Source organism: Mesorhizobium sp. WSM3868, assembly GCF_002294785.1.
Lineage (GTDB): Bacteria > Pseudomonadota > Alphaproteobacteria > Rhizobiales > Rhizobiaceae > Mesorhizobium.
Window position 1 is genome coordinate 214388 of the sequence record NZ_NSGB01000004.1, and the last position, 13350, is coordinate 227737.

General features: G+C 64.4%; 15 protein-coding genes. All 15 read right to left on the reverse strand.

All coding sequences use genetic code 11. The annotated features are described in order from the left end of the window. Nucleotides 1–139 precede the first annotated feature (139 nt). Nucleotides 140–1729, reverse strand: coding sequence for an apolipoprotein N-acyltransferase (lnt, locus tag CK221_RS09275; protein WP_066996322.1), 1590 nt, complete (start codon nucleotides 1727–1729; stop codon nucleotides 140–142). Nucleotides 1730–1826: 97 nt separating this feature from the next. After that, the gene (locus CK221_RS31235) at nucleotides 1827–2039 is read right to left on the reverse strand and encodes a VOC family protein (RefSeq protein ID WP_348628428.1); all 213 of its coding nucleotides are present in this window, start codon (nucleotides 2037–2039) and stop codon (nucleotides 1827–1829) included. Then, a complete protein-coding gene (locus CK221_RS31240) occupies nucleotides 2036–2287 on the reverse strand; it encodes a hypothetical protein (protein ID WP_348628429.1) in 252 nt (83 codons plus the stop codon). Before CK221_RS31240 ends, CK221_RS31235 begins: the two co-directional genes overlap by 4 nt. Before the next feature lie 18 nt (nucleotides 2288–2305). Next, nucleotides 2306–3382: a hemolysin family protein gene (locus tag CK221_RS09285; RefSeq protein WP_095777604.1), complete on the reverse strand. Its 1077-nt coding sequence runs from the start codon at nucleotides 3380–3382 to the stop codon at nucleotides 2306–2308. A 27-nt stretch (nucleotides 3383–3409) separates the two neighbouring features. After that, the gene (gene ybeY, locus CK221_RS09290) at nucleotides 3410–3907 is read right to left on the reverse strand and encodes an rRNA maturation RNase YbeY (protein WP_095777508.1); all 498 of its coding nucleotides are present in this window, start codon (nucleotides 3905–3907) and stop codon (nucleotides 3410–3412) included. Nucleotides 3908–3917: 10 nt separating this feature from the next. Next, on the reverse strand, nucleotides 3918–4910 hold the full coding sequence (locus CK221_RS09295) for a PhoH family protein (protein WP_245299624.1): 993 nt from the start codon (nucleotides 4908–4910) through the stop codon (nucleotides 3918–3920). A gap of 137 nt (nucleotides 4911–5047) precedes the next feature. Next, complete coding sequence (gene miaB / locus CK221_RS09300) at nucleotides 5048–6457, reverse strand: tRNA (N6-isopentenyl adenosine(37)-C2)-methylthiotransferase MiaB (RefSeq protein ID WP_095777509.1); 1410 nt, start codon at nucleotides 6455–6457, stop codon at nucleotides 5048–5050. Between the two features lie 74 nt (nucleotides 6458–6531). Continuing rightward, a complete protein-coding gene (locus CK221_RS09305) occupies nucleotides 6532–7344 on the reverse strand; it encodes a 1-acyl-sn-glycerol-3-phosphate acyltransferase (protein WP_066996310.1) in 813 nt (270 codons plus the stop codon). 27 nt (nucleotides 7345–7371) lie between these two features. Next, nucleotides 7372–7866 (reverse strand): ribosomal protein S18-alanine N-acetyltransferase, encoded by a 495-nt coding sequence (rimI, locus tag CK221_RS09310; RefSeq protein WP_095777510.1) that lies wholly within the window; start codon nucleotides 7864–7866, stop codon nucleotides 7372–7374. Continuing rightward, nucleotides 7866–8594 carry a tRNA (adenosine(37)-N6)-threonylcarbamoyltransferase complex dimerization subunit type 1 TsaB gene (gene tsaB / locus CK221_RS09315; RefSeq protein ID WP_095777511.1) on the reverse strand — a complete coding sequence of 243 codons (729 nt, stop codon included), beginning with the start codon at nucleotides 8592–8594 and terminating at the stop codon, nucleotides 7866–7868. The genes rimI and tsaB overlap by 1 nt, the downstream gene beginning before the upstream one ends. Before the next feature lie 132 nt (nucleotides 8595–8726). Then, complete coding sequence (locus CK221_RS09320; protein WP_095777605.1) at nucleotides 8727–9833, reverse strand: DUF1513 domain-containing protein; 1107 nt, start codon at nucleotides 9831–9833, stop codon at nucleotides 8727–8729. 4 nt (nucleotides 9834–9837) lie between these two features. Beyond that, a complete protein-coding gene (locus CK221_RS09325) occupies nucleotides 9838–10869 on the reverse strand; it encodes an imelysin family protein (protein ID WP_245430601.1) in 1032 nt (343 codons plus the stop codon). A 47-nt stretch (nucleotides 10870–10916) separates the two neighbouring features. Continuing rightward, nucleotides 10917–12518 (reverse strand): di-heme oxidoredictase family protein, encoded by a 1602-nt coding sequence (locus tag CK221_RS09330; protein WP_095777513.1) that lies wholly within the window; start codon nucleotides 12516–12518, stop codon nucleotides 10917–10919. Nucleotides 12519–12530: 12 nt separating this feature from the next. Beyond that, nucleotides 12531–13016, reverse strand: coding sequence for a bacterioferritin (gene bfr, locus CK221_RS09335; protein WP_095777514.1), 486 nt, complete (start codon nucleotides 13014–13016; stop codon nucleotides 12531–12533). Beyond that, on the reverse strand, nucleotides 12982–13293 hold the full coding sequence (locus tag CK221_RS09340) for a (2Fe-2S)-binding protein (RefSeq protein ID WP_066996295.1): 312 nt from the start codon (nucleotides 13291–13293) through the stop codon (nucleotides 12982–12984). The genes bfr and CK221_RS09340 overlap by 35 nt, the downstream gene beginning before the upstream one ends. Nucleotides 13294–13350 lie beyond the last annotated feature (57 nt).

A 13350-nucleotide genomic window follows, 5' to 3' on the forward strand; every position in this document is an offset into this window, starting at 1 on the left:
TTTTCCTCGCCGAATTTTTCCGGCTTTTTCTATTTTTGCCGCCCAAACGAAACCGGAGCCACCTGCCCCAACAGAACCCCTCCAACCGACTTCGAGAAAATTTTAGGCGTTACAGTATGAGTTTCTAATGTGCCGACTGTCAATTCACCCGTAGCCGCTGCCTTACATTCAATGTGAGGGCCGCGAGGGCAAACAGCAACATGATCAGCAATCCGTTAATTCGCCGCTGATCGGCGGTTAGCAGGGCGCGCCCGGAAACCGGCACATGCGCGTCGATGGCGCCGCGCGCATCGACTGCCAGGGCATCGACGATGCGCCCACGCGAATCGACAACGGCAGAGATGCCGTTGTTGGCCGCACGCAACAAAGGCACTCCATTCTCCACCGCACGAATCTGCGCCTGCCTGAAGTGCTGGTAGGGCCCTGGCGTGTCGCCAAACCAGGCGTCGTTGGTGACGTTCACAATAAGCTCGGATGACGCTGCATCGATTGCAACGAGGTCAGGAAAGATGACCTCGTAACAGATGAACGGAACCGCGCGCAGGCCGTTCGGCACCGCGATCGGATGGCGTTCGTTGCCGGCGGCGAAATTCATCGGTCCGGCAACGAGCTGGCCTATGCCGAAACGCTCGAACAGGCCGGCAAAAGGCAGATATTCGCCGAACGGCACCAGATGCACCTTGTCGACAGCATCGACGATCTCGCCCTTGTCGTTGATCGCCACCACGGAGTTGTAATAACGGCTGCCGGCATTGCCTGCGCCACCCTCCTCGCGCACCACGCCGGCGATCAGCATCTGGCCGTCGCCCAGCATATCGCCCAAGGCCGTCAGCGCGTCCGGACGCTCCGTGAACAGGAACGGCACGGACGTTTCCGGCCACAGGATCAGTTGCGGCTTGGCATGACCTTGCTCCGGTGCCTTCGCCGAAATCCCCATCAGCGTGGCGAAGATGCGGTCGCGCACCGAGGCATCCCATTTCTCGGTGAGGTCGACGGCGGGCTGAACGATGCGCACGTCGATCGAGCGGGTGGCCGGCGGGGCTGGGACGGCAAGCCTGAAATAGCCGAAGCCGACGTGAGCGGCAACGAGAGCGACGAACAAGGCCAAGCCCAGCCTGAGATGCCGGCGCGCCGCGACAAGCGCCGGCAGGGAAAAGACAAAAACGGCGAGCGCGTTCATGCCGATCATGCCCGTCACCGACACGCTTTGCATCAGGAGGGGCACCGGCATTGCGGCATAGCCGACGGCATTCCAGGGAAAGCCGGTGAACAGGAAATCGCGCAGCCATTCCGCAAGGCCGAAGCCGAAGGCAAGTGCGGCGATGCGGCCGATATCACTGCTCCAGCAAAGCCGCGCCACGAGCGTCGCAAAACCATAGAAGAAGGCGAGCCCAAAGGGGATGCCGACGACGGCGAAGGGCAGCGCCCAAGCGAAGCTGTCGGCCTCGACAAGAAGGGCCTGGCCGATCCACCAGAGGCCGGCGAGGAAATAGCCGAAGCCGAACCACCAGCCGATGGCGAAAGCCGGGCGAAGGCGACGCAGCCAGCCGTCGGAGGCTTCACCGGTGGCGCCGTCGAGCAGCCAGACAAGCACCGGAAACGAGACGAAACAGACGGCGAAGAAATCGTAAGGCGCCTGGGCGAGAACCGCGAGCGCTCCCGCGACAAACGCTACCAGCGACCGCCGCCACCCCCACAGCAGAATTATCCGGCCGGCAAAGCGCTGCATTCAACTTTCCAAGTCGCGCGAATCAGGCAGCCAGAGATTTAACAGGCAGAGCCGGATGCTCCAAACATGAGTGAGCGCAACCAAATTCACGGTCGCGCTAACGGTGCCACCCTTCAATGCTGAGGCCGCTCAGTCGCTCGGCCTCCTCTTTGGGCACAATGCGCACGGTCTGTGTAAAGGTCCAGACATGGCCTTCTGGATCGCGGGCTCGATATTGCCGTTCGCCGTAGAAACGATCGATGGGCTCCTCGACGATTTCTGCCCCCGCGGCGCGCGCTTTCTCGCAATGGGCGCCGAGGTCTTCCCTCAATCGGATATAACCGACTGCGTGTTCTTGCCGCCGACAGAGGCGGGGCTGGCAATATGCGCGGCCCATTCGGCATCGACGATGATATAGCCGTCGCCGAACCGCATTTCGGCATGAACAAGTCGCCCGTCGCTGTCGCTCGCCAGCATGCTCGGCTCGAAGGCGAACGCCGCCTGAAGCCAGGCCAAAGCCGCGCGGGGATTTTGATAGAAGACGCCAGAGCCTGAGGACAGCGTGCTTGAACGGGTCATCGATCGCATGAGAGAATATCAGGCCTGCTCGGTGCGCGCCGCGCGGCGGCGCTGCCGTTCGCCCTTCGGGCTCTGCACGATGCGCACCCGCTTGACGCGGCGCGGATCGGCGTCGAGCACGTGGAATTCGAAGCCCGGTATGGCCTGCACCACTTCGCCACGGGCCGGAACCCGGCCGAGCGTGTTGAAGATCATGCCGCCGATGGTGTCGACATATTCACCGTGCTCGCCCGCGGCGAAATCCTCGCCGATCATCTTGGCGACCTCGTCGATCTCGGCCTTGCCGTCGACCACGAACACGCCGTCTCCGATCCGGGTGATCATCGGCTCGTCGTCGTCGTGCTCGTCCTCGATGTCGCCGACCACCATCTCGACGATGTCTTCCAGCGAGGCGAGGCCGTCGGTGCCGCCATATTCGTCGATGACCAGCGCCATCTGGGTGCGCGTCGTCTGCATGCGCCCCATCAGGTCGGAAGCAAGCATCGATGGCGGCACGAACAGTACCGGACGGATCAGGTCGAGATCGCCGATGGTGCGGGCGAGATCGACCTGGGCCAGATCGAGGATGGTCGGCGCCTGCGCCTTCCTGTTCGCGCGGCCCTTCTTGACGCGGGCGACCTTGGTGATGTGGGCAAGAACGTCGCGTATGTGGACCATGCCGCGCGGATCGTCGAGCGTTTCGGAATAGACCGGCATGCGGGAATGACCGGACTGTTCGAAGAGGGCAAGCAGATCGCCAAGCGAGGTGGTGATCTCGACCGCCTCGATATCGGCACGCGGCACCATGACGTCCTCGACGCGCACTTCGCGCAGCCGCAGGATGTTGTTGAGCATCGCACGTTCGCCGGGCGAGAAGGATTCGGCATCGGTGGCCGTCTCGGCCAGCGCGTCGGCGATCTCCTCGCGCAGGTTGGTGCCGTTGCGGTGCCTGAACAGGCCTAGCACGCGATCGAAGAGAGAAGGACCGGCATGCGAAGGCTCGGCGGCCACGCTGCCGGTCGGAATACTCGGACTGGAGCCCTCTTCCGATTTTTCGGAAGGCTTGGCCGCACTGCCGGCGTCCGGACGGGCGGCAGTTTCTGGTTTATCGTTCATCGCCATCAGGTCAATTGGTCTTTTTTGTTACGCGTAGGGATCGGGAATGGCAAGCCTCGCAAGCGCCGCGCGCTCGATCGCTTCCATCTCCTCGGCCTCGGCGTCGGTCTCGTGATCATGGCCCAGAAGATGCAGCAGGCCATGGATGACGAGATGGGTGATATGGTTCGCCAGCGGCTTGTCTTCCAGTGCGGCCTCACGCGCAACGGTCTCGGAAGCAAGCACGATGTCGCCCAACATCGGCGGCAACTCGGCGCCTTTCGGAACGGAAAAAGCCGGGAAAGACAGTACGTTGGTCGGCTTGTCCTTGCCGCGCCATTCGGCGTTGAGAGTGCGGATATGGGCGTCGTCGGAAAAAACGACGCTGAGCTCCGAAGCGCCGCTCGCGCCGGTTTCGGCAAAGGCGGCAGCGACGGCCTGATCGACCAGGTGCGCCAGCTCGGCCTCAGGGGGCCAGTCGCCGGCCTCGACGAAAATATCGATGTCGACCGGCGTCTTGCCGCTGGATCCCGGATTTTCAGTCATGGGGCCTGGATCAGCTCTCGGCGCCGAGCCCTCTGGCGAACTTGCCGTCCCGGTCATAGGCCTTGACGATCTCGGCAACCAGCGGATGGCGCACGACATCGCCCTCGTTGAAGCGGACCGTGACGATGCCCGGCACGCCGTCGAGGATGCGCAGCGCCTCGACCAGGCCCGACTTGGTGTTGGGCGGCAGGTCGATCTGGGTCGGATCGCCGGTGACGATCATGCGCGAGTTCTCGCCGAGACGGGTGAGGAACATCTTCATCTGCATCGGCGTGGTGTTCTGCGCCTCGTCGAGGATCACCGCGGCATGCGCCAGCGTGCGGCCGCGCATGAAGGCTAACGGCGCGATCTCGATGACCTCGGCGGCGATCGCCCGCTCGACCTTGTCGGCCGGCATCATGTCGTATAGCGCGTCGTAGAGGGGCCGCAGATAGGGGTCGACCTTCTCCTTCATGTCGCCGGGCAGGAAGCCGAGCCGCTCGCCGGCCTCGACCGCCGGGCGCGACAGCACGATGCGCTCGACCATGCCGCGCTCGAGCAGCATCGCCGCATGGGCCACCGCCAGATAGGTCTTGCCTGTGCCGGCCGGGCCGATGCCGAAGACCATTTCGGAGCGCTCCAGCGCGCGCATATAGGCGTCCTGGTTGAGCGAGCGGGCATAGATCGTGCGCTTGCGCGTGGCGATCTGGGCGGCCGAAACCTTGCCCTTGCGCTCCATGGTGGGCAGCGTGAGCTGGTCGTCGGCGGCGATCGCCATGCGCACGGCGCCGTCGACGTCGGATTGGCCGATATCGACGCCCTTCTGCAGAATGCCGTAGAGCGTGTCGAGCGCGCGGCGCGCCTGCTCGGCGGCCGAAGCCGTGCCCTTGATCGCAAGCTGGTTACCGCGCGAACGGATATCGACGCCGAGCTTCTGCTCGAGACGAGCCAGATTCTCGTCGAACTGGCCGTATAGGGCGCTGGCAAGCTTGTTGTTGTCGAAGGTCAGTACGATGTGCGCCATGTCGGAGGCCCCGGATGCCTGGTTCTGGGGCGGATTCTTCAGTTCAGCAGCGCTCAACCGTCTCTCCTCATCTGCCGAGGCTTGTGGCTATGCATGTCGTTGTCCCGAAACCGCGAGCACTTTTTGGGCGACATGCATCAGGCCAACTCGGCGAACAGGCTGTTGGGACCTGTCTTCGTGATTCGTACGTCGATAATGTCACCGATTCCGCCGGCCTTGTCGTCAACAATAACAGGCTGCAGCCAGGGCGAGCGGCCGACGATCTGACCGGCATGGCGGCCGGGCTTCTCGATCAGCGTGCTGACGGTGCTGCCGACCAGGCTGGCGATGAATGCCTTCTGCTGCTCGTTGACTAGCGCCTGCAGGCGCTGCAGCCGCTCGTCCTTCACGGCTTCCGACACATGGCCGTCCATCTCGGCGCCCGGCGTGCCGGGACGCGGCGAATATTTGAACGTGAAGGCCGAAGCGTAATTCACCTCGCGCACCAGTTCGAGCGTTGCCTCGAAATCCGCTTCCGTCTCGCCGGGGAAACCGACGATGAAGTCGCCGGACATGGCGATATCGCCGCGCGCGGCGCGGATGCGATCGATGAGCGCCAGATAGTCGCGTGCCGTATGCCTGCGGTTCATCGCCTTCAGTATCCGGTCGGAGCCAGACTGCACTGGTAAATGCAGATAGGGCATCAAGGCCGGCAGGTCACGGTGCGCGGCGATCAATTCATCATCCATGTCGCGCGGATGGCTGGTGGTGTAGCGCAGCCGCGCCAGGCCGGGAATTTTCGCCAGGCGGAAGAGCAGGCGGCCGAGGCCCCATTCCTCGCCGTTTTCGCCCTCGCCGTGCCAGGCGTTGACGTTCTGACCGAGCAGCGTCACCTCGCGCACGCCAGCCTCGGCGAGGCGCTCGGCCTCGGCGACGATCTGGGCCACCGGCCGCGAGACTTCGGAGCCGCGCGTATAGGGCACGACGCAGAAGGTGCAGAACTTGTCGCAGCCCTCCTGAACGGTAAGGAAAGCGGTGACGCCGCGCTTTGCCAGCTCGGCGCGCTTCGGCTGCGGCAGATGCTCGAATTTGTCCTCAATGGCGTAGTCGGTCTCGACGATCTTCTCGCCGCCGCGCACCCTCGCCAGCACGTCGGGCAGCCGGTGATAGGTCTGCGGGCCGATGACGAGATCGACGGCCGGCGCACGGCGTATGATTTCCGCCCCTTCGGCCTGCGCCACGCAGCCGGCGACGCCGATCAGCAGCTCACGGCCGGTCTCGGCGCGCTCGGCCTTCATGTCGCGGATGCGGCCAAGCTCCGAATAGACCTTTTCGGCCGCCTTCTCGCGGATGTGGCAGGTGTTGAGCAGCACCAGATCGGCGTCTTCGACGGCGTCGGTGGCGACATAGCCGTCGGCCGCCAGCGCATCGGTCATACGCTGGGAATCGTAGACATTCATTTGGCAGCCATAAGTCTTGACGAAGACCTTTTTCGCCGCCCGGGCATGCACCGGCTCGCGCTCGGGCGCGGTGCCGATGTCGTGACTTTCAATCGTGTTCAATTCCATCGGGCGGCTTCTAACGCCTTTCCGCGACAAAAAACAGCCGATTCCGGCAGGCTACGGCGCCGCGCGTCGGTTTTTCAAGCTATGCGCTGACGACTGGGACGCGGCTCGGCGAGCGCAGCCTGCATCATCTCGCGCACTCTCGCTTCCATCAATCTTGCCGTTTCCTTGCGGTTAGAACCCTTGGAGAAGGGCACCGGATCACCGAAATGCACTTCGGCATCGAGCGAGCCCTCGGCAAGCAAACCCTTCAAATGCGGCATCAGATCCTGGTCGCCGATCCAGGCGGCGATCGGCCGGTGCCGGCGGCCCATCGGCACGCCATGCAGGCGCGTATAAGCGATCGCCACCGGCTGGATGAAGACCTGGTCCGCCGCCCCTTCCGAAATCGCCATCGAGGCGGCGCCGAACAAGGTGCTCTTGAACGGCAGCACCAGATTGCCGTCGCCGGTCGAACCCTCGGCGAACAGCACCATGGCATCGCCCTTGGCCATGCGTCTGGCGATCTCGCTCGCCTGGTCGCCGGAGGTGCGCCTGCGCTCGCGCTCGATGAAGACGGTGCGCTGCAGCTTGGACAGCATGCCGATCATCGGCCAGCCTTCCATGTCGGCCCTGGCGATGAACTTCACATCGACAAAGGAGCCGAGCACCATGATGTCGGTCCAGGAGATGTGGTTGGCCGCGATGAGCAAGGGGCGCTGCTTCGAGAGCGCGCCTTTGACGTGCACGCGCATGCCCAGCGCCTTGAGGATCATGCTGTGCCAGATTTTGAGGACGACCGTCTCCGGCCAAAGCCTCGTCTTCATCGACAGGAGCTGCAGCGGCGCCAGCACCAGCGTGCCGGCGGCGACGAGGCCGAACGCCAGGAAAATCCGCAATTTCTTGATCATTCGCTCCGGCCCTATCCCACGGTCTGGCTAGCGAAGATCGCGGCGCATGACAAGCGCGCCGGTAGGGCCGTGCTCGGTCGACCGGTAGTAGTTCGGACGCTGGCCGACCTGACGGAAGCCGAGCCGGCGATAGAGCGCGATGGCCGGCGTATTGGTCTCGTCGACCTCGAGGAACAGCGCCTCGGCGCGCTGCGCATGCAATTCGCGCAGCACCGCATCGATCAATTGCCAGCCAAGCCCCTGGCGCCGATGGGCGCGAGCCACCGCGACCGTAAGGATCTCGCCCTCGCCTGCCGCGAGCCGCGCCAGCACGAAACCGACCGGCGGCTTCGCACCCTGCCCGGTCTCGCGCGCGGCGTAACCGAACACGGTGTCCTGTTCGAGCAGTGCCGCGAACTCGCCATCGGTCCAGGGGCGAACGAAATCCTCGCGATGCAGCACCGCAACGGCGGCGCTGTCGGCCACCGTCAGCGGCTCCAGCGCATAATCCCTGCGGCGCGGCTGAAAGAAAGGTATGCGCATCAGGATTTTTTTCCCTTTGGTGCATGATCTTCTCCAGAACCCGGCTTCCCGGATTCATGGCTCCGCCTTGGCAGAATGAAACCGGCCTGCGGCTTGGCGTCGGCGCCGCGCAGATAGAGCGGCTTCGGCTTTGCGCCTGGCCCTTTCGCGGCGGCCAGTCGGGCATAGGTCGCTATGTCGGCTGTGGCAACGGCCGGCCCGGTGTCGAAACCATGTCCGCTCGCCGCGATCAGCGGCGCGGCGGTGCCGGTGAGGACCGCTTTCGCATCGACTGCCATTCCGGTCGCTTGGGAAAGCGTGGCCACCATTGGTCCGTAAGTCAGAACTAACGCTTCATCGAAAAGTGCCGCATGGAGTTCCTCGCGGCCGGCGTCGAGCGCCGCCAGCACGGCGCGGCCGGGAAAGGCATTCGCGGCCTCCGCCGCCAACGCTTCCAGCGTCGTCACGCCGATGGCCGGGATCTTCAGCGCCAGGGCCAAGCCGCGCGCGGTCGAGACGCCGACGCGCAGGCCAGTGAAAGAACCGGGGCCGATCGAGACGGCTACAGCGTCCAAGCCTTGGTAGCCGATCCTGCTGGCCTTCAGTGCCGCCTCGATGACGGCCATCAGATGCTCGGCATGCCCTTTGCCGAGGTCGAGCACCTGGCGGCCAAGCTCGATGCCAGCGTCAGCGTCGTGTACGCAGGCGGCGCAGAGATTGGCGGCGCAGTCGATGGCGAGCAGCTTCATAGGGCCGGTTAACCAACTGGATCAAAACACATTCCCTGTGCCCGGCATGGCCCGCCGCCGCAAGGGCCACGCCGCATAAATGTTATGCGGCTTGGCTTTAGCGCGACATCAGGAAGCTGGCCTTGACAGCGATCAGCCCGCAGCCGCGATGCGCAGCACGTGGTTGTCCCAGACATAGTCAGGTTCGGCGCGCGACCCGCCCGCACCGCCGACGATCTCGCCAGCACCGGTCGTTGCCATGAAGTCGGCGCCGTCCGGCGCGAGACCGCAAACTTCGACCAGCGACTTCGTTGCGACAACGCGTCCGCTGGCGGCATCGATGACGGCCAGCGAATTACCCTCCGGCGAGGTCACGGCGACGGTGCCGGCATCGGGATTGGCGGCAACCGAGCCGATATAGTTGCGGAAGCCCGACAGCACGTCCTGCGGCATCTCCAAAAGCTCGAGCTCCTTGCCGCGCGCGGCGCGGCCGACCAGCGCCGGCCGGTCAGTCGCCGGCCCGCGATACTGGCAGCCGAACCAGACGGTGCCCGCCTGGTCGCGGTCCATGTGACGGATCGACAGCTGATGCAGCGCCAGCGGCAATTCGTGCTTTTCGATCAGGTCGCCAGTGATGCGGTCGACCAGCGTGTAGGAAGGCTTCATCGTTGCGATGTTGAGCTCGGCGCGGCCGAAATCCGGATGCGTTTCGATGCCGCCATTCGCGACGGCGAGCGTCCTGCCGTCGCCGAGCAGCAGCAGTTCGTGCGGACCCGTGCCGTAGGTCGGGAACTCGCCGACGCGGCTGAACTTCGCCCGCGCGTCATAGACGCCGACGACGCCGGCGGCGTTGTCGAAATCATTTTCCGTTGCATAGAGCAGCGCGCCGTCGGGCGAGAACACGCCGTGACCGAAGAAGTGCCGGCCGGCGATGCTGGCGATGGTCAAAGGCTCCTCGCGGCCGGTGTGGTCGAAGACCATCGCGAAGGTGCCGGGCTGGCGGGCGAAGACGATCGAGCGTTTCGACACCGGATCGAACGCGACGTCGTGGCCACGGTCGGGCAGATCGAGCGTGTGCAGGATCTTGCCGGCCTCGGAGAGCACGGCGGCGCCGAAGCTGCCGTCGCGCCTGACGAAGGCCGTGGCGAAGACGGCGTCCGTTGCAAGCGTCTCCGCCCAGGCGCGCGGCACCATCGCCGTGGCGAAGCCGGCGCCGGCGGCACGCAGAAAGTCGCGGCGATCGATGAGCGGCGTCGTCACGGCGTCAATCACCGTCCAGCGACGAAAAGCCGGCGGTGAGGCCAAACTCGGCGGTCATCCTGGTGCCGATCAGGGTCGAGAGGCTGGAGGTGATCAGCGCGAGATGCTCGAGCTTGTCGCGTAGCGCCGGATCGGCGAGCGCCTTGTCGATCGGGCCGCTAACAGACTTCGCCGTCGCCACGCCGTTGGTCAGCTGGATGTGGATGGATTCGGCCATCCACCGCGCATCGGCGGGCAGCGCATCGCCAAGCTTGGAGGCCTGGAACAGCTTGTCGATGCCCGACAGATTTCCGGCCAGCGATTTCAGCGTGTTCTGCGAGCGCCAGTAGATCGCCTGCTTCGGCTTGTCAGCATCGGGCTTCGCGCCAAGAAAACCCTTGAGCCGCACGTCGCGGATCATTTCCAGCTCATTGATGAAAACGCCGACCAGTTCCGTAACCGCCTCGGTACCATCACGATAGAGCGGGTTCTTCGGCCCCGGATTGGCCCAGAGCGAGGCAAAACCATCGGGCTTGCGCCACGCTTCGCGGACCTCGCCGGCGATCGCTTGGATGTTGCTGGCCACCGCCGCCCCGAAGGCGCATCGATAGGGATCGTCCTTACTGGCAAGCGTTTCGGCGCCATCGCCGAATAGCACATATTCCAACGCACCGAGGCCCTGCATGGCAACGCTCTTTCCCGCGAGTTGCGCCGGATCGGTGGCGGATGGATCCTTGGCAACGAGGGTCGACTGCACCTGCCTCAATCCGATGCTCTTGCGGTCCGGCCAGTAAAGCATGCGCTCCAGCCGGTTGTTTTCCTTGATGGGCCCGAAGGCGATGATCTCGGCCACCGACCAGGCTTCGACTGTGGCGGAAAACTCGGTACGCACCGCATCGAGATTCTGCTGGGACGGCGCACTGCAGAGCTGGCGCATCGCCTGGGTCAGGGTCCCGGCATGGTCGTCGAGGCTGGCGTAGGCCGGGCGGACGAAGCCGTCGATCGCGCGTCCGATGACATCGGAGGCTTTGACCGCGGGCTGGGTCGGCAAGGCCATGGCCAGCAAGAAAGGAAGGGCAAGCGCGGCGGCACGTCGGTTGAACATCAGAGCGACTCCAGGAATTTGATCAGCGCATCGCGGTCGGCGCCAGCCGCGCCGGCGAAGCGGTCGCGCGCCTTCTGGCCCTCGCCGCCGTGCCACAAGATCGCCTCTTCGAGCGTCCGCGCGCGGCCGTCATGCAGATAGAAGCTGTTGCCGTTGACCGTGGCGGTCAGGCCGATGCCCCAGAGCGGGGGCGTGCGCCATTCGCTGCCGCTCGCCTCCCCTACGCGCTGCCCGTCGGCGAGGCCCTCGCCCATGTCGTGCAGCAGGAAATCGGAATATGGCCAGATCAATTGGAAGGCTTGCGCCTTGTTGGGCGTGCCGCGCATGGTGACGAATTTCGGCGTGTGGCAGGAAATGCAGCCCATCTCGTAGAATTGCTTCTTGCCGGAAAGAACCTCCGGCTTGTCGAGGTCGCGCCGCGCCGGCACAGCGAGGTTCTGCGAATAGAAGGTCACGAGGTCCATGACCGGGGGCGGCGCTTCCGCCGCGCCCAGGCGCTCTTGGACGCCATTCGGCAGGGTAAGGCACGCCTTCTCAGCCTCGGTGCAATCGCCCCAATGCTTCGGCACTTCAGGCGTCGAGATGCCGATATCGCCGGCAAAGGCATCGGCGGCCTGCTGCCGGATCGATGCGGCCTGCGCTTTCCAGCCGAAGCGGCCCAAAGTTATCGCGCCGCTCAACTCCTCGCGAACTAGGTTCGGCCGGCCGGAGATGCCGTCGCTGTCGCGGTCACGCGGATCGGCAAGGGCGAGGATGTCGGCCGGGGCGATCTCCTCGATCAGTCCGAGCCCGATCATTGGCGGCGTCAGGCGCGGCGACAACGTCGTGCGCGGATCGAGTTGGCCATAGCCCAGATTCTCGACCGAATAGCGGGGCTTGCGCAGCAAAACGACGGCACCGTCGCCCAGCGTGACCTTCGCTTCCGAATAGTCGATGCGCATGCGGCCTTCACCCTTGAGGCCGGGAACCGCCAGATCCTGCAATTGCGAGCCATAGACAGGATCGGGGAAATTCAGCAGCTTGTAGTCGGCAAGTTCGGCTCTCTCCTCGGCATTGCTTGCATCGCGCGCCAGCCGCAAGAACATCGAGGTCGAGCCTGTGCCGCTTTCCGGCGGTCGGCCGCGACCATCCTTCAGATGGCAGTTCTGGCAGGCGCGTTCGTTGAACAGCGGCCCGAGCCCGTCGGACGCTTGGGTCGATGACGGCGACGACACCCAGTTCTTGCGAAAAAGCGCATTGCCGAGCTTGAAGGTCGCTTCCTCCTCGAAGGTGATGTTGGCGGAAGGCTGCGAGAAGGCGTCGCGGTTGACGCCCTTCCTCGACGTGCCGGCGCCGCCCTGCATCAGCTCGAACGGTTCGGGCTTTGTAAAGTCGGTCGTAGGCTTGGTGACCGCCAGCACCCGCGCCTGATCCCCCGGCGTCAGATCTGTGCGGCTCGTCGGCAGACCCGCCGGCTCGCCCACCATGGCGGGAGCAGAAAGCGTGATTGCCAGCAGGAGCGTGGCACCGCGCCAGATCCGGTATCGCGGGTTCCTCGGGAGCAGCAGGCCGGCTATCTCGGCCCGCCGCGAGCGGCGCGAAAAATCTATCGGGCGCCGCATTCCCGCATGTCCTTACTCCGCCTCGTTGGCCGAGTCGGCGTTGAGCTGGCCGTATTTCTCCTCGCCGATCGAGGCGAGCAGGTCGAGCTGACTCTCCAGGAAGTCGATGTGGCCTTCCTCGTCCGTCAGCAGATCCTCGAACAATTTCATCGACACGTAGTCGCCCGCATCCTGGCAAATCTCGCGCGAGCGCTTGTAGGAGGTGCGCGCGTCATATTCGCCGGCGAGATCGGATTCGAGCACTTCCTTCACATTCTGGCCGATACGCAACGGCGCGACCGACTGCAGGTTCGAATGGCCTTCGAGGAAGATGATGCGGGCAACCAGCCGGTCGGCGTGATGCATTTCTTCGATCGATTCCGCCCGCTCCTTCTTCGCCAGCTTGGTGTAGCCCCAGTCTTCGAGCAGACGATAATGGACCCAGTACTGATTGACGGCACCAAGCTCCAGAAACAGGGCTTCGTTAAGCCGCTCGATGACCTGCGGTTCGCCTTTCATGGGTTCTGCTCCCGAATTGGCCGCGCAGTCCTCTGACGCGGTCCAGGTGTGAAACGATATCCGCGCCGCTCCCCTCTGAACGGGCGTGGTAGTTCTCGGTGACCCGAATGATCGTTTCCACCACATTTGGAAAGCAGCCGCAACAGCGGCCGCGCTTGCGCATGGCATGATAGACCTTGGCCGGCACGATAAGCTGCCAGGGATCTTCATCCAGCAGACCGATGATCGTCTGCTCGATCTCCTTCTCCGTGATGATGTTGCAATGGCAGATCAGCATTCACTTGCTCTGGCTAGCGGCGCTGTTCCGGCGCCGTTTGGCTTGTTTCTCAATTGA